At 63.6% G+C, this 16,228-nt stretch carries 12 protein-coding genes and 3 pseudogenes; 9 read left to right on the top strand and 6 right to left on the bottom strand.

Going from position 1 to position 16,228, the window contains the following annotated elements:
* Positions 1-43: 43 nt before the first annotated feature.
* Positions 44-1,096 carry a DUF2332 domain-containing protein gene (locus H7K34_RS19945; protein ID WP_264063824.1) on the bottom strand — a complete coding sequence of 351 codons (1,053 nt, stop codon included), beginning with the start codon at positions 1,094-1,096 and terminating at the stop codon, positions 44-46.
* Positions 1,093-1,689, bottom strand: a complete 597-nt coding sequence (mftR, locus tag H7K34_RS19940) for a mycofactocin system transcriptional regulator (RefSeq protein ID WP_264063823.1) — start codon at positions 1,687-1,689, stop codon at positions 1,093-1,095. Before mftR ends, H7K34_RS19945 begins: the two co-directional genes overlap by 4 nt.
* Before the next feature lie 98 nt (positions 1,690-1,787).
* Here mftR and mftA point away from each other — a divergent pair, with 98 nt between their 5' ends.
* The 7 genes from mftA (at position 1,788) to mftG (ending at position 8,410) form a co-directional block, all read left to right on the top strand.
* Positions 1,788-1,877, top strand: a complete 90-nt coding sequence (mftA, locus tag H7K34_RS19935; protein WP_264064801.1) for a mycofactocin precursor MftA — start codon at positions 1,788-1,790, stop codon at positions 1,875-1,877.
* Positions 1,862-2,191, top strand: coding sequence for a mycofactocin biosynthesis chaperone MftB (mftB, locus tag H7K34_RS19930; protein ID WP_264063822.1), 330 nt, complete (start codon positions 1,862-1,864; stop codon positions 2,189-2,191). The genes mftA and mftB overlap by 16 nt, the downstream gene beginning before the upstream one ends.
* Positions 2,188-3,378 (top strand): mycofactocin radical SAM maturase, encoded by a 1,191-nt coding sequence (mftC, locus tag H7K34_RS19925; protein ID WP_264063820.1) that lies wholly within the window; start codon positions 2,188-2,190, stop codon positions 3,376-3,378. The genes mftB and mftC overlap by 4 nt, the downstream gene beginning before the upstream one ends.
* Positions 3,379-3,380: 2 nt before the next feature.
* Positions 3,381-4,571, top strand: a complete 1,191-nt coding sequence (gene mftD, locus H7K34_RS19920) for a pre-mycofactocin synthase MftD (protein ID WP_264063819.1) — start codon at positions 3,381-3,383, stop codon at positions 4,569-4,571.
* Between the two features lie 256 nt (positions 4,572-4,827).
* Complete coding sequence (mftE, locus tag H7K34_RS19915; RefSeq protein WP_108926259.1) at positions 4,828-5,559, top strand: mycofactocin biosynthesis peptidyl-dipeptidase MftE; 732 nt, start codon at positions 4,828-4,830, stop codon at positions 5,557-5,559.
* Complete coding sequence (gene mftF / locus H7K34_RS19910) at positions 5,556-6,968, top strand: mycofactocin biosynthesis glycosyltransferase MftF (RefSeq protein WP_264063818.1); 1,413 nt, start codon at positions 5,556-5,558, stop codon at positions 6,966-6,968. The genes mftE and mftF overlap by 4 nt, the downstream gene beginning before the upstream one ends.
* An 8-nt stretch (positions 6,969-6,976) precedes the next feature.
* On the top strand, positions 6,977-8,410 hold the full coding sequence (mftG, locus tag H7K34_RS19905; RefSeq protein WP_264063817.1) for a mycofactocin dehydrogenase MftG: 1,434 nt from the start codon (positions 6,977-6,979) through the stop codon (positions 8,408-8,410).
* Positions 8,411-8,462: 52 nt separating this feature from the next.
* Here the strand turns inward: mftG and H7K34_RS19900 are convergent, their stop codons facing one another.
* The 4 genes and pseudogenes from H7K34_RS19900 to H7K34_RS19885 all read right to left on the bottom strand — a co-directional run bounded on the left by H7K34_RS19900 (position 8,463) and on the right by H7K34_RS19885 (position 12,502).
* Positions 8,463-8,900 (bottom strand): glycosyltransferase, encoded by a 438-nt coding sequence (locus H7K34_RS19900; RefSeq protein WP_372510818.1) that lies wholly within the window; start codon positions 8,898-8,900, stop codon positions 8,463-8,465.
* A gap of 212 nt (positions 8,901-9,112) precedes the next feature.
* Positions 9,113-9,921: pseudogene (locus H7K34_RS19895) on the bottom strand (IS3 family transposase); the annotation flags it as partial.
* Positions 9,922-10,001: 80 nt separating this feature from the next.
* Positions 10,002-11,160, bottom strand: a pseudogene (locus H7K34_RS19890) (IS3 family transposase).
* Between the two features lie 185 nt (positions 11,161-11,345).
* Positions 11,346-12,502 (bottom strand): annotated as a pseudogene (locus H7K34_RS19885) (IS3 family transposase).
* Positions 12,503-12,675: 173 nt separating this feature from the next.
* Here H7K34_RS19885 and H7K34_RS19880 point away from each other — a divergent pair.
* Positions 12,676-12,927, top strand: a complete 252-nt coding sequence (locus H7K34_RS19880) for an MbtH family protein (RefSeq protein ID WP_264063816.1) — start codon at positions 12,676-12,678, stop codon at positions 12,925-12,927.
* A 176-nt stretch (positions 12,928-13,103) separates the two neighbouring features.
* Positions 13,104-16,228, top strand: a 3,125-nt coding sequence (locus H7K34_RS19875; protein WP_264063815.1) for a non-ribosomal peptide synthetase, incomplete at its 3' end; no start/stop codon positions are given.

Here is a 16,228-nt window from a genome sequence, read left to right as displayed (position 1 = left end):
CAAACTCCGACGGGTTGTGAGCGAAAAATTTTCCAGATTGTGGCTATTGCCAGTTCACGGGTGGGCCATGCGCATGGCATTCACCCAGCACGACAAGTTCGCCGCGCGGCCAGCGACGCGTGCGCACCAAGAACTTCAGTGCAGCGCCTGGGCCGTCGCGAGCGGGCTCCATCGTCAAATACGCAAAGGGCGAGCGGGCATCGGCGCGTGCACCCAGCGAACTGACGTGAGCGCGCACGGCCGTGCGTTCGTTCTCGGACAGGTACTGCCAGGTGACCGAATGCCACAGCACGGTCAACGCGCCCTCGGCCAGCGTCAAGCCGGCGACCGCGCCGGCGGCGCTGAGCCGCACCAGTTGTGCCGGTACCTTGCGGGCGATCGCGATGGCGCCCCGCAACCGCTGCAGCCGGGCGGCCTGATCGGGCCAGACATAGCTCAACGCGGTGATCTCCCCGTCGGTGACGGTGACATCGACGGGCGCGATGTCGTACCCGCGCCGTTCCACGATCTGTACCGAACCGGTGGGTGGCAACTGCCCCTGCCACGCGTCGTCGATCAGTACCGGCGAGTCGCTCGGTCCCCACTGCCCGCTGCCGTAGCGATAGCGGTATTTGTCGGCCCGCAGGTTCAGCCCGGCGCTGGATCCAATCTCGAAAAGCCGTACCGGGAATCCGATTTCGTGATTGATGCGCAGCAGCGCGCCGATCAGTGCGGCAGATCGACCCACCTCGTTGGTTTGCGGCGGATGACCGAGCGCCGCGCGCAGCGAGTCGGCATGGTCGAACGCGACGGCCGTGATCGCGGGCCACGCGCTGCCGGCATCCCAGGTGCCGCCGGTGCTGGGATACCACTGGCGCAATGCCGGCGCCCGGTCGCCGAGCACCAACCGGTGCAAACCACCCAGCAGGCGCAGTGGCACCGCCTCGCGCGACGGGTCGTCTTCGTGGCCGGAGAGAATCGACGCGAAGATGCCGCCGGCTTCGACATCGGAGGCCACCAGCTCGAACAGGTCGTCATACATCCTGGACCCGGACGCGCCGCAGAACCGCCCCTGCGATCGCAAGGTGTGCAGCAGATGCCCGGTGTTGGCGGTCACGGCTTCAGCCTCTCCAGCCCGGCGCCGACGACGTCGAAGGCGTTGCCGAGAGCCACCGGCAACGGGACGGATTCGTCGCCCAGCCAATGCTCGTAGGCCGAAAGTGCGACACCGAGCAGCGTCCATGCGACGGTCTGGGGCCCCAAGTCGCTCGTCTTGGCGCCCGAGCGCCGGGCGACGAATTCCGCAATCACCTCACGCCAGCCGGCGTACATCGTCATCGAATACGCCTGCAGTTCGGCGGTCTGCAGGATGACCCGCATCCGCTGGCGATGCTGGACGGTCTCGGAGTCGTCAAAGGTGTTGAACGCCAACAGTGCCGTCCGAAGCGCCTCACCCAGCGGAACTTGCGGGCCGACCATGTCGAGCAGTTCCCGAAGGTGTGCGAGATGGGTGTCGAACTCACCCCACAAGATGGCGTTCTTGGACGCGTAGTAGCGGAACAGCGTGCGCCGCGAGATCCCGGCAGCCTGTGCGACATCGTCGACGCTCACCTCGGCAAATCCCCGCGCGGTGAATAACTCGATGGCGACGTCGGTGATGTCGTGTGGTGTCGTCGAGCGGCGCCGGCCTACCCGCGACTCCGGAAGCATCAGACCCGCCCTTCCATTTCGGCACTCGATGCCATATTCTGACGACGATTGTGACAAGATCGACCATCGTTGTCGAGACCGTAGGAGAGGCACTTCATATGGACCGCGAGACCGAGACCGACACCGAGCTCGTCACCGAGACTCTGGTTGAAGAGGTGTCCATCGACGGAATGTGCGGGGTCTACTGACCGTGCCGGCGCCCGCGCAGGCTCGGGCGGCGAAAAGCTGCTTCGATCCTGATCGCGGTTGGCGATTGCACCCGCAGGTCGCGGTTCGACCGGAACCGTTTGGCGCGCTGCTCTATCACTTCGGCACCCGCAAGCTGTCTTTCCTGAAGAACCGCACCATCCTTGCGGTGGTGCGATCGCTGGCCGACCATCCCGACATCCGGTCGGCGCTGCGCGCCCAGGGTGTCGACGACTCCGAGCAGGCGCCCTACTTGTACGCGTTGGGTGTGCTGGTCGATTCCCGCATGCTGGTGCCCCAGGAGGATCACCAATGACAACAGCGGCCGTACCACGGCTCATCGAGCAATTCGAACATGGGTTGGACGCGCCCATCTGCCTGACGTGGGAGCTCACGTACGCCTGCAACCTGGCCTGCGTGCACTGCCTTTCCTCCTCGGGTAAGCGCGACCCACGCGAGCTGTCCACCCGCCAGTGCATGGACATCATCGATGAGCTGGAACGCATGCAGGTGTTCTACGTGAACATCGGTGGCGGGGAACCCACTGTGCGCCCGGACTTTTGGGAGCTAGTGGACTACGCCACCGAGCACCACGTCGGAGTGAAGTTCTCGACCAACGGGGTCCGCATTACACCGGAGGTCGCCGGGCGGCTGGCCGCCAGCGACTACGTCGATGTGCAAATCTCGCTGGACGGCGCGACCGCCGAGGTCAACGATGCCGTCCGGGGTCCCGGATCGTTCGCCATGGCGGTGCGCGCGCTGGAGAACCTGGCCGCGGCCGGATTCAAAGACGCCAAGATCTCCGTCGTGGTCACCCGGCACAACGTCGACCAGCTCGACGAATTCGCCGCTCTGGCAAGCCGTTACGGGGCGACGCTGCGGATCACCCGATTGCGGCCCTCGGGGCGTGGCGCAGACGTCTGGGAAGACCTGCACCCGACCGCGGCGCAGCAGGTTCAGCTCTATGACTGGCTCGTCGCCAAGGGGGATGGGGTGCTCACCGGCGACTCCTTCTTTCATCTGGCCCCGCTCGGCTCCTCGGGAGCGCTGTCCGGCCTGAACATGTGCGGCGCCGGCCGGGTGGTGTGCTTGATCGACCCGGTCGGCGACGTGTATGCCTGCCCGTTTGCCATCCACGACCGCTTCCTGGCCGGAAATATCCTGTCCGACAGCGGCTTTGACAACGTCTGGAAGAACGCTCCACTATTCCGTGAGCTGCGCGAGCCGCAGTCGGCGGGCGCGTGTGGCAGTTGCGGGCACTACGACAGCTGCCGCGGCGGTTGCATGGCGGCCAAGTTCTTTACCGGCCTGCCGATGGACGGGCCGGATCCCGAGTGCGTCCAGGGGCACAGCGCGTCGGCGCTGGCCCGTGACCGGGAGACGCCGCGCCCGCGCGCCGATCATTCACGCGGACAAAAGGTGCGCCAGCCGGTGCCGCTGACGCTGTCCGTGCGACCCCCGCAGCAACCACCGGTGCGGCTCTGCAACGAAAGCCCGGTCTAGCCATGGCTGAGGAGTGGTTTGAAACCGTAGCGATCGCTCAGCAGCGCGCAAAGCGCCGGCTGCCGAAATCCGTTTATGCAGCATTGGTTGCGGCCAGCGAAAAGGGAATTACCGTCTCCGACAACGTCGAAGCCTTCGGAGAGCTCGGTTTTGCGCCCCATGTCGTGGGCGCCCAGGAAAAGCGCGATTTGTCGACTACCGTTATGGGACAAGATATTTCCATGCCGGTCTTGATTTCGCCGACCGGCGTCCAGGCCGTCGACCCGGACGGCGAGGTCGCCGTCGCGCGAGCCGCTGCGGCGCGAGGAACGGCGATGGGCTTGTCCTCGTTCGCCAGCAAGCCGATCGAAGAAGTCATCGCCGCAAACTCCAAGCTGTTCTTCCAGGTGTACTGGCTGGGCGGGCGCGAGGCGATCGCGCAGCGGGTGGAGCGGGCGCGGGCGGCCGGCGCGGTTGGTTTGATCGTCACCACCGACTGGTCTTTCTCGCACGGACGCGACTGGGGCAGCCCCAAGATTCCCGAAGAGATGAACCTGCGGACCATCCTGCGGTTGTCCCCGGAGGCGGTCTTCAAGCCGCGGTGGTTGTGGAAGTTCGGCAAGACGCTGCGGCCACCGGACCTGCGGGTGCCGAACCAGGCCCGCCGCGGCGAGCTCGGCCCGCCCTTCTTTGCCGCCTACGGCGAGTGGATGGGCACGCCGCCGCCGACATGGGAAGACATCGCCTGGCTGCGAGAGCTCTGGGGCGGGCCATTCATGCTCAAGGGGGTCATGCGCGTCGACGACGCGAAAAGGGCTGTGGATGCCGGTGTTTCGGCGATATCGGTGTCGAACCACGGTGGCAACAACCTGGACGGAACGCCCGCGTCGATTCGTGCGCTGCCCGCGGTGGTGGCGGCGGTGGGCGATCAGGTCGAAGTGTTGCTGGACGGCGGCATCCGGCGCGGTAGCGACGTCGTGAAGGCGGTGGCCTTGGGAGCACGGGCGGTGATGATCGGCCGTGCCTATCTGTGGGGCCTCGCCGCGAATGGTCAAGCCGGCGTCGAAAACGTGCTCGACGTCTTGCGCGGCGGCATCGACTCGGCGCTGATGGGTCTGGGGCACGCCTCGGTCCACGACTTGAGCCCGGACGACATTCTGGTGCCGGACGGCTTCACCCGGGCGCTCGGCGAGCCTCCGGTCGCGCCGGCGTAGCCAGGCGGTCGCGCGGCGACGCCCGAGATAATTCGGGGCATATCGGGCGGCTTTACCGAATATGAGGCGGGAGCCACGACAGATCTCGTCGCCGAGCCGCAGAATTCGTGCGGATATGTGATTGCCAGCGAAAATCGACGTGTGCGAAAATTGTGATACGCGCGTGGCAACCGTGACGGACGAGCCGAATTTCGGCGTCTCGATGAACAGCCCAGAAAAAAATAACTTTGAAGGCACAACAATTGGTGCACGCCAGGTGAATTCGGCCTACCATCACCGAGTGCCCGTACTCGGCGAATTAGGAGCTGCGACGTCGAGCGAGCTATTTCCCACCTCGCCGTCGGTAATGGTCCCGCTGGGGTCGACCGAGCAACATGGTCCGCACCTACCGTTGGACACCGATACCCGGATCGCGACCGCGGTTGCCCGGGGGGCCAGGGCTAGCCTCGAGCAGGCATGGTTGGTCGCGCCGGCCATCGCCTACGGCGCCAGCGGGGAGCACCAGAGTTTCCCCGGCACCATCTCCATCGGCACCGATGCCCTGACGCTGCTGCTGGTCGAGTACGGCAGGTCGGCCGCCTGCTGGGCCCAGCGCCTGGTCTTCATCAACGGCCACGGCGGCAACGCGGAGGCGTTGCATCGCGCCGTGACCACACTTCGTGACGAAGGTCGTGACGTCGCCTGGTGCCCCTGCGCCGCCGCTGGCGCCGACGCCCACGCCGGCCATACCGAAACATCGGTGTTGCTGCATATCTCGCCGTCCGATGTATTGACCGACCGGTGGCTCGCCGGGAACCGGGCGCCGCTGCCCGAGTTACTCCCGGCGATGCGCACCGGCGGAGTCGCGGCGGTGAGCCCGGCAGGAGTATTGGGAGACCCGACCACCGCCACCGCGGCCGAGGGCAAGCGAATTTTCTCCGAGATGGTCGACGGCTGCGTGCGCCGGATCGTGCACTGGTCGGCCGGCCCCGACGGGATGCTTACATGAGTCAGCCTCGACTGCCGGACGGGTTCGCCGTTCAGGTCGATCGCCGCGTGCGGGTGCTCGGCGACGGCTCAGCGTTGCTCGGCGGCTCACCGACCCGTCTGCTCAAGCTGGCTCCCGCCGCCCAGGACATGCTCTCGGATGGCCGGCTGAAGGTTCGCGACGACGTCAGCGCCCAGCTGGCCCGTACCCTACTGGACGCCACCGTCGCGCATCCACGGCCTGCCGGCGGACCGTCGCACCGTGATGTAACCGTCGTAATCCCGGTGCGGGACAACGTTTCCGGTGTGAGACGCCTGCTGAACTCGCTGCGCGGCCTGCGGGTGATCGTGGTGGACGACGGTTCGTTGTCGCCGATCGAGGCGGCAGACTTCGCCGGCACGCACGGTGACATCGAGGTGTTGCACCACCCCCGCAGCAAGGGTCCGGCGGCGGCGCGCAACACCGGGCTGGCGGCGTGCACCACCGACTTCGTCGCGTTCATGGACTCCGACGTGTCGCCGCGCCGCGGCTGGCTGGAAGCCCTGCTCGGTCACTTCTGCGACCCCACCGTGGCCCTGGTGGCACCGCGCATCGTGGGTCTGGCACACAGCGAGAACGTGGTAGCCCGGTACGAAGCGGTGCACTCCTCACTGGACCTCGGGCAGCGCGAAGCGCCGGTGTTGCCGCACAGCACAGTGTCCTACGTACCCAGCGCGGCGATCATCTGCCGCCGCTCGGCCATCAGCGAGGTCGGCGGGTTCGACGAGACCATGCAGTCCGGCGAGGACGTCGATCTGTGCTGGCGGCTCATCGAGACGGGCGCCCGGCTACGCTACGAGCCGATTGCTCTGGTCGCGCACGATCACCGCACACAATTGCGGGATTGGCTCGCGCGCAAGGCATTCTACGGTGGTTCGGCGGCGCCGCTGTCGGTACGCCACCCCGACAAGACCGCCCCGGTGGTTATCTCGGGCTGGGCGCTGATGGCCTGGATACTGATGGCGCTCGGGACAAGCTTGTCGCAGGTGGCCTCGATCGTGATCGCGATCTTCACCGGTCGGCGGATCGCCAGAGCCATGCGCAGTGCCGAGACCTCGTTGGCCGATGTCGTGGTAATTGCGGCCCGGGGTCTATGGTCGGCGGCGCTGCAGCTAGCATCGGCCATCTGCCGGCACTATTGGCCCGTGGCGCTGCTCGCGGCCATCATGTCGCGGCATTGCAGACACGTCGTGGTGGTCGCGGCCGTGATGGACGGGGTCGTCGACTGGCTGCGCCGCCGGGACGCCACCGGTGACGAAGCCGAGCCGATCGGGCTGCTGACCTATCTATTGCTCAAACGCGTCGACGACTTGGCCTACGGCCTCGGGCTGTGGTGGGGCGTGGTGCGCGAACGCAACCTGCGCGCGCTCAAGCCGCAAATCCGGAGCTAGCCGTCGCCTTGATCACCACGCACAGCGATGTGCTGATCGTCGGCGCCGGAAGTGCTGGATCGGTTGTTGCCGAACGCCTTTCCGCCGATCCTCGTTGCTCTGTGACCGTACTCGAGGCGGGCCCCGCACTCGCCGACCCAGTGCTGCTGGCGCAAACCACCAATGGGCTGCAGCTGCCGATCGGAGCCGGCAGCCCGCTGGTGCAGCGCTACCGGGCCCGCATCACCGAGCTGCCGATTCGCGAGCTTCCGATCGTGCGGGGGGCGACGGTCGGTGGTTCGGGGGCGATCAATGGTGGATATTTCTGTCGCGGCTTGCCATGCGATTTTGATCGGGCCGCGCTACCGGGCTGGGCATGGTCCGATGTCATCGACCATTTTCGGGCTATCGAGACCGATCTCGATTTCAGCGGCCCCGCACACGGTGATAGTGGTCCGATTCGCATTCGCCGTACGCACGAAATGACAGGTACTACTGAGCGTTTCATTGCTGCAGCGGGGGATGCCGGGTATTCCTGGATTGTTGACCTCAATGATTGCGGCCCTGAGTTGGTACCGGGTGTTGGCGCGGTGCCGCTCAACATTGTCGACGGGGTGCGGATCGGATCCGGCGCTGGATATCTGCTGCCGGCCCTAAGCCGATCCAACCTGACCCTACTGTCGCAGACGCGCGCCGTGGGGTTGCGGTTTGATGGCACCGCCGCTGTGGGTGTCGACGTGGTGGGTTCGCATGGTCCGGCGACGCTTACTGCTGATCGAATCGTACTGTGTGCCGGTGCTATTCAATCGGCGCATCTACTGATGCTGTCCGGCGTCGGCGATGAGTCGATGTTGCGGGGCGTTGGCGTGCCGGTGGTGGCGCCGCTTGCGGTGGGAATGTATTGCTGTGATCACCCTGAATGGGTGTTGCGCACTGACTGGGAGGTGGCTACCGGCCGGCCCGTGCTGGAGGTGGTGCTCAACGCCGCCGATGATATCGAGATTAGACCGTACACCGGCGGCTTCGTCGCGATGACTGGCGATGGCATCGCGGGTCATCCTGACTGGCCGCATATCGGGGTGGCGCTGATGCAACCGCGGACACGCGGGCGTATCTCGCTAGTGTCCGCGGATCCGGCCGTGCCTCCGCAGATCGAGCACCGTTACGACAGCGAGCCGCAGGATGTCACGGCTCTGCAGCGCGGTAGTGAGCTGGCCCGTGAACTTGCTAGTGGGGCAACATATGTCGGGCCGCCAGTATGGGCGACGTCGCAGCACCTGTGCGCTAGTGCCCCGATGGGTTCTGAAGGTGATCCGCATGCGGTCGTCGACCCGACATGTCGCGTGCGTGGGATCGAGAACCTTTGGGTGATCGATGGATCTATCCTGCCCACCATCACTAGCCGTGGACCGCACGCGACCATTGTTATGCTCGGGCATCGAGCGGCGGAATTCGTTCGGTGAGCGGTCTTTCGGCGTGCATGCTTGCGATGGGTCTGACTTGACCTCACCGGGACTAGTGCTGATGGGCTTTAGTCGTCGTGGACCCGCGGGCGAGATCTTCTACAAGATCGGCGGCAGTCACAACGCTTGCGACGGATTTAGTCATCTGGGCGGCGATTTCGCGGGCCCGGGTGGCGTATTCCGGTGCGAGGATGGTGCGAAGGTCGGCAATTAGCGTCGTCTCGGTCATGCGCGACATGCGCCGCGTAGTACCCACTTTGAGTCGCCTGATCTGAGCGCCCCATATTGTTTGGTCAATGTCCGTCGAAAGGATCAGGATGGGCACTCCGGCACGCAAGCTCGCTGCCGTGGTGCCGGTGCCACCGTGGTGCACGACCGCGCGACAGGACGAAAAGGCGGCCGCGAAATTCATCGTACCGACCACCTTCACATGTCGGGGACATGCTGTCGTCCGTTTTAGGACTGATCGGAGGACGCCGGACACCCGCACGCGCGGCTGCGTTACGCGATGTGACGGCGTTCAAAGACAGCATTCTCTCCTGCGAGATGCCTACCACGAGACCGGTGAGTTCAGGCCAAGATGGGTTGGTGCACACACTGGGTCGCAGCGAGATGGCTGGCGATGACTCGCTTTACAGCTTCCGGTGACAATGTGGCCATAAAGAGTTTCTTCAGCCCGCTGCACAACAACATGCTCGATCATCGCCGGTGGGCCGCCCGAGAGTAGGTGACGGTCGCGATGCGCAGCTGTTCACGGGGTCCGGTCAGTAGCGGCGGCGGTTCAGCACGTTCTTTTGCAGCAGGCCAAAGAAGCTCTCCATGGCAGCGTTATCGCCGGCCGCCCCGACGCGACCCATCGATTCGACCATGTCGCAGCGGCCCAGGGCGTGAACAAATCGCCGGCTTCGAAATTGACTGCCCCTATCCGTATGAAGAATGCAGTCAGCGACGTCACCGCGGCGTGCCACCGCACTGGCCAGCGCTTGGGTAGCCAGTCGTGATTTCATCCGCGAGTCGCTCGAGTAGCCGACGATGCGTTTGGAGAACACATCTTTGATGGCACTGAGGTAGAGCTTGCCCTCACCGGTGCGGTGCTCCGTAATATCGGCCAGCCACAACCGATTTGGCGCATCAGCGGCGAAACGTCGACCGACCAGATCATCGTGAACCGGTGGGCCGACCTTGCCGTTTTTGCCGCGCCTGCGTTTACCGAACGCACCTTTCCCGGCAGGTTCGACTGCGACAAATACGCTGCAGCGCGGCGCAGCACCTCATTCTCTTGCTCGAGCAACTTGATCCGTCGACGGGCCTCCCGCAACTCTGAGGACTCGCTCGTCGTCGTTGCCCGCTTGGCGCCGTCATCTATGCCGGCCTGACGCATCCAGTTCGACAGCGTGACCGGATGCACCCCAAAATCGGCGGCGATCTGATCGAGCATCACACCGCTGCCGCGGTTGCGGGCGACCCGCACGACATCATCGCCGGAACTCTTGGGGATACGGGCGCGCCATAGTGACATCCTCTCAGCCCACCCAGTCTGGGCAAGCGAGCTCGGTGACCTGACCTACCTGTTGGGTTCCAGTCGCGGTGGCTAACTGACGGCGGTGAGGGTGTCGTTGGCAAAGGATAGTTCGTACTCGATCGGGGTGCGGTAGCCCAGGGCTGAGTGGCGGCGCTGGCGATTGTGGAAGATCTCGAGGTAGTCGAAGATCGCGTTGGCCAGCTCGACGCGAGTGTGCCACTTTTTGCGGTCGAGCAACTCAATCTGCATGGACGACCAGAAGCTTTCCATCATGGCGTTGTCCAGGCCGTCGCCGACGGTGCCGAAGGATGGGACGAGCCCGGCGGTGCGGATCTTTTCACCGAAAACCCATGAGGTGAACTGAGTTCCGTGATCAGCATGGACGATGCCACCCGGGTCGGGGCGGCGGTTGCGGATGGCCATATCCAACGCGTTGACCACCAGTGTGGAATCAGCCCGCGAATCAATCGACCAGCCCACGATGCGGCGACTGAACGCATCCAGGACAGCGCAACAGTACAGCCATCCTTCCCGCGTGCGGGGTTAAGTTATATCGTTGACCCACAACTCATTTGGGCCAAGCCGATGGAACTTGCGGTTGACCAGATCATCAGCGGTGACCACCCCACGCAACCGTTTAAGGCGGCTCGGCCCGGGCAGCCCGTAAATACCGGCCCGGGTCATCAGCACCGACACCGTGCGCGGGCACACCGTGATACCCATGCCCAGGGTGAGCTCGGCGTGGATGCGGCGATAGCCGTAGGTGCCGCGAGAGGCGACGTGGACTTCGCGAATCAGTCCGGTCAACCATTGCCGCCGCAGCTGGGTCGGCGTGGTCGGTGTGCGCTTGTGCTTGTAGTAATTCTGGCGTGCCACACCGAGAATGCGGCAGCAGCGGTCCACGGGTGCCCCGGCGTCGACGAGTCGGTCGATCACCGGGTAGAGCCTTTTGGGCGGGGCTTGTCCTCACCCAAAATCTTGGCCGCTTGGCGCACGATGGACAGCTCGGTCTCCAATTCCTGGATCCGACGCCGGGCCGCGCGCAGCTCGGCCGATTCGCTCGTCGCCACCCCGGGGCGTGCGCCGCGGTTGATGTCGTCTTGTGTGAGCCACTTCGACAACGTGACCGGGTGGATGCCCAAATCATGGGCGGTCTGCTTCTGGGGCTTGCCGGCCGCACGAGCGCGATCGCGCGGGCACGGAACTCGGCCGGATAAGCACGAGGCATGACTGTCAGCCTTTCGTAGAGGCTGTCAGTTAGTCAGCGAATCTGGAACCCAAACGGTGGGGCAGGTCACGGTGTCACGTATTCATACAGCAGACCCTAACCGAAGCTGCCATCTATCGCAGCATCGGAACGCTGTGGGGCAACAGGGACGGCCCCGAGTTCAGTTGACTCGCGGGGTGGGATTTTCAGGCCGCGGTCGCGACCGGTGTGTGGAGCAGTTCGAACTCTATAGGGGTGAGCCTGCCGAGGGCGCGTTGCCGGCGGCGTCGGTGGTAGGTCCGCTCGATCCAGGTCGAGATCGCCAGGCGTAGTTCGGCTCGGGTGGACCAGCGTCGCCGGTCGAGCACATTGCGTTGCAGAAGGGCGAAGAACGACTCCATGGCAGCGTTGTCACCGCACGCGCCGACGCGACCCATCGATCCGTGTAATCCGTTGTGCGACAGTGCATGGACGAACTTTCGCGAGCGAAATTGGCTACCCCTGTCCGAATGAACGATCGTCGCGGCAGGTGAACGCAACGCCACGGCATGATCCAGGGCGGCCACTGCCAGCGAGGACTTCATCCGCGCGTCCATCGAGTAACCCACGATCCGGTTGGAATAGACGTCTTTGCTCGCGCAGAGGTGGAGCTTGCCTTCATCGGTGCGGTGTTCGGTGATGTCGGCCAGCCAGAGTGGTTGGCGGCCTGGGCGCTGAACTGACGCTGCACGAGGTCGTCGTGAACCGGTGGCCCCGATCGACGGTTCAGTCCTCGCTTCTTGGCGAAGACCGACCAGATGCGCTCCTGGGAACATGACCGTGCGACACGGTTCTCGCTGGCGGAGATCCCGCGCCGGGGAAGTTCGTCGGCGATGAATCGGTAGCCGAATGCGGGGTCGTCGGCGTGGATTCGCGGGCGGCGTTGATCAGGTGCGCATCATCCCAATCTCGCTGCGATAGAGGTGCTTTGCGCCATTTGTAGAACGCCTGGGTGGAGAATCCCAGGACCCGGCAGGTCACCGTGACGGGCACGCCGTCATCGGCAAGGTCGAGGACCAGCGGGTACATCATTTTGGGTTGGCATCCCGGGACAAGTAGCCGACCGCGCGACGCATCACTTCAGCCTCCTGCTCGAGGAGCTTGATCCGCTTATGCGCCTCGCGCAGCTGCGCCGACACATCCTCAGAGACCGCCGCAGACGACGGCCGGTTGGCACCGTCCTCGCGGTCGGCGATCTTAAGCCAGCGATGCAGGCAGGCCTCCGAAATCCCGAAGTCCTTCGCGATCTGGCGCAACGGCGCCTCGCCCTTACGGCCACAGCGATGACATCGGCTCGGAACTCGGCGGGAAACGGTCGCGGCACGGGGTTGATCCTTCCAGCAAGGACGAATCCTCACAGGTCAGGAGTCAACCAAACCGGGGGCAGTCCCACAGCCCAAGTGCATACTATAGAAACTATTGTATATAGTGCTATCGTTCATATAGCCTATGGCGTATCGTACTCCGAACCATCGGACTGACACTTATGGAGAACTGTTGAGTCTCAACCCTTTTGACGACGAGAAGGGCAACTTTCTAGTCCTGGTCAACGATGAAGAGCAACATAGTCTGTGGCCGGTGTTCGCTACTACCCCAGCGGGCTGGCGGGTGGTTTTCGGCGAGGCGGATCGTGCTGCGTGTCTGGACTATATCGAACAGAACTGGCCTGACATACGGCCGAGAAGTTTGCGCGAGAGATTGACAGGTACGCAGTCTGACGCATGGCGTTCGCAGGAACAGGTTTCTTAGCGCCCAGGTGCAGGCGGGCAAGTGGACACGGGTCTGGTTTGTTAAGCCAGTCGTCCACCGGACGCTCTTGTCGAGGTTAGCGGGGCGGGCGTCTTGCGTTGTGCAATAAGCCGACTCAATGACGCTGGGATTTCAGATGCAGGCCTGATGGCCAAAATTAGGGAGTTCGGAGTCATATGCTGGATTTCGGTACGCAATCTGACGCCCTGGGGCCTCTAACTTCCGCGCAGTGGTCGATATGGGCTGCCCAACAACTGCAGCCCGACGTTCCTTATAACTTTGCCGGCTATGTCGCGATCGACCACTTTGTCGACCTTGAGAGGCTGTCGGTTGCCTGCCAAGCTGCGGCGGCGCGGTTTGGCACTCCATGCGCGCGGTTAGCCCTGGACGACGACGGCGAACCGGTCTTTATGGTCGACCGCTCGTTCCCGCAGACTGCGCGCTGTATCGATTTTCGTGCGGAGCATGACCCGCTAGCGGCCGCTAGAAGCTGGATGGACAATGAATACCGCCAGCCTATTGATCTGATCCGGGACCGACTCATCGAGTTCGCGTTGCTGCGGATCACCGACAATCTGTCGTTCTTTTACCTGCGTACCCACCATGTTCTCTGTGACGGGTATGGCGCCCATAACATTGTTCGGCATATTGCGGCTGTTTACTCGGGGTCAGTTGAGGCCACTACCAAAGTCGACTTTTCCGAGTTTGCTTTGATCCGGGACGCCGATCGGAAGTACCAGCAATCTTCGCGCAGTGTCATCGATGCTGAGTACTGGAAGACCGTGGTGCGTGGACCGCTCGACGTTACCGATCTGACAGGGGCAAATAGGTCGGTGGCACCGCGACATCCATTGGTGCATGAAGTGGTATGCAAGCATCGACTGCCGAATAACCAGGGTGATCAACTCCATGTCGCGAGGGTAGTTGCGACGCTTGCGGTGTTCATTGCGAAAACCACAGGGCGTCGCAACATCTGGATGTCGTTGCCGGTTTCTGGGCGTACAACTGCAGCGCTGAAAAGATGCGCGGGCATGGTGTCCAATATGGTGCCGCTGCTTGTCCGCGTGGATGAAAGCGACACCATTGGTGGGCTGACTGATCAGGTCGCCACGGCGTTGATCGGTGCGTTGCGGCATCAACAGTTCCGGCGTTGGCCGAACCTGGTCACCGATGCAACTCGCCTTGGCACGAACGTGGAGTTCGGTCCGATTATCAACATCCTGGACTTCAGTGCTCCGCTTAGTTTCGGTTCTTCGGAAGCAACGAGCCACGTACTGTCGACATTCCCTGTACAAGACATTTCGGTCAACGTCTATCCGCGGCTAAGTGACGCCGCGCCGCTAATTGACTTCGCGTGGAATCCGGACCGCTACACCACTGATGAGATCGCCGCGCACGTAGCCCGTCTGGAACTAGCCTTTGACGGCCTTGTGACCGCTGACCCCGACATGCGGTTGTCGTCGATCGAGGTGCTTGATGCTGGTGAACAAGCCCAGCTTGAGGTGTGGAGTAACCGGGAAGTGCTAGATGTGATACCCGGTGAGCGGGTGTCGNTGACCGCTGACCCCGACATGCGGTTGTCGTCGATCGAGGTGCTTGATGCTGGTGAACAAGCCCAGCTTGAGGTGTGGAGTAACCGGGAAGTGCTAGATGTGATACCCGGTGAGCGGGTGTCGGTGCCTGCGGTGTTCGCGCAGCAGGTGGCTCGGGTTTCAGACGAGGTGGCGGTCAGTTGTTCTGGTGCGTCGTTGACGTATCGGGAGTTGGATGAGGCGTCGGATCGGGTGGCGCAGTGGTTGGTTGGTCGTGGTGTGGGAGCAGGACAGTGTGTGGGGTTGGTGATGCCGCGTTCGCTCGAGGCGATCACCGCGATCGTGGGCATCCTTAAAACCGGGGCGGCGTATGTGCCGATCGATCCCACCGTGCCTGATACCCGTCTTGAGTTTGTGTTGACGGATGCGGCTCCGGTCGCAGTGATTACCACCACGGCGTTGGTGGAGCGTGTTGCGGGTCTGGCTGGCCAGGATTTGTGGGTGATTGATATTCATGATCCGGCGATCGCGGCGCAGCCGGTGACTGCGGTGGTGTCTGGGCCGGATGCTGACGATATTGCGTATGTCATTTACACCTCGGGTACTACTGGTGTGCCTAAAGGTGTTGGGATTGCGCACCACAACATCGCCCGGCTCTTCGAACAACCGGATGCACTTTTCGCGTTGTCGGCGGGGCAGGTGTGNACGCAGTGNCATTCGTATGCGTTCGATNTNTCGGTGTGGGAGATCTTTGGTGCCCTGCTCCATGGTGGGCGCCTAGTCGTGGTGCCTGAGGACGTGGTTTCCTCGCCGCAGGATTTCCATGCGTTGTTGGTGGCNGAGCAGGTCACGGTGTTGGCCCAGACTCCGTCGGCGGTTGCGGCGTTGAGCCCGCAGGGTTTGGAGTCGGTGGCGTTGGTGGTTGCTGGTGAGGCGTGTCCGCCTGAGTTGGTGGATCGGTGGGCGGCGTCGGGTCGGGTGATGGTCAACGGCTATGGTCCGACTGAGACCACGGTGTTTGCCACATTTAGTGCGCCGTTGGTGGCGGGGTCGGGGGTGGCGCCTGTTGGTGTGGCGGTGTCGGGGGCGGCGTTGTTTGTGTTGGATGGGTGGTTGCGTCCGGTGCCGGTGGGTGTGGTGGGTGAGTTGTATGTGGCTGGTCGTGGTGTGGGTGTGGGGTATGTGGGTCGGTCGGGGTTGACGGGTTCGCGGTTTGTGGCGTGTCCGTTTGGGGGTGTGGGTGCGCGGATGTATCGCACGGGGGATGTGGTGCGTTGGAATGTGCAGGGGCAGTTGGAGTATGTGGGGCGTTCGGATGAGCAGGTCAAGGTGCGTGGGTATCGCATTGAGTTGGGTGAGGTGCGTGCGGCGTTAGCGGCTGTGGCTGGTGTGGAGTCTGCGGTCGTGGTGGCGCGTGAGGATGCGCCGGGTGTGAAGCGGTTGGTGGGGTATGTCACCGAATCGGTGACGGGGATTGTGGATTCGGTGGTGGTGCGTGAGGAGCTGGGTGCGCGGTTGCCGTCGTATATGGTGCCCGCTGCGGTGGTGGTGTTGGATGTGTTGCCGTTGACGGTGAACGGCAAGTTGGATGTGCGGGCGTTGCCGGCGCCGGAGTATGGGGATGCGCAACAGTATCGGGCTCCGCAGGGTGCGGTTGAGGAGGTTGTGGCGGGGATTTTCGCCCAGGTGTTGGGTGTGGAGCGGGTTGGGGTGGATGACTCGTTTTTTGATTTGGGTGGGGATTCGTTGTTGGTGATGCGGGTGGTTGC

This window comes from Mycobacterium montefiorense (assembly GCF_025823255.1).
Lineage (GTDB): Bacteria > Actinomycetota > Actinomycetes > Mycobacteriales > Mycobacteriaceae > Mycobacterium > Mycobacterium montefiorense.
Note: the sequence above shows the minus strand (reverse complement) of the source record. Positions and strands in the feature narration are given on the sequence as shown.

Excerpts from the sequence above, each read along its gene's own strand:
- mftR (WP_264063823.1), bottom strand. The coding sequence starts at position 1,689 with ATGCTTCCGGAGTCGCGGGTAGGCCGGCGCCGCTCGACGACACCACAC.
- mftA (WP_264064801.1), top strand. The coding sequence starts at position 1,788 with ATGGACCGCGAGACCGAGACCGACACCGAGCTCGTCACCGAGACTCTG.
- mftC (WP_264063820.1), top strand. The coding sequence starts at position 2,188 with ATGACAACAGCGGCCGTACCACGGCTCATCGAGCAATTCGAACATGGG.
- mftD (WP_264063819.1), top strand. The coding sequence starts at position 3,381 with ATGGCTGAGGAGTGGTTTGAAACCGTAGCGATCGCTCAGCAGCGCGCA.
- mftF (WP_264063818.1), top strand. The coding sequence starts at position 5,556 with ATGAGTCAGCCTCGACTGCCGGACGGGTTCGCCGTTCAGGTCGATCGC.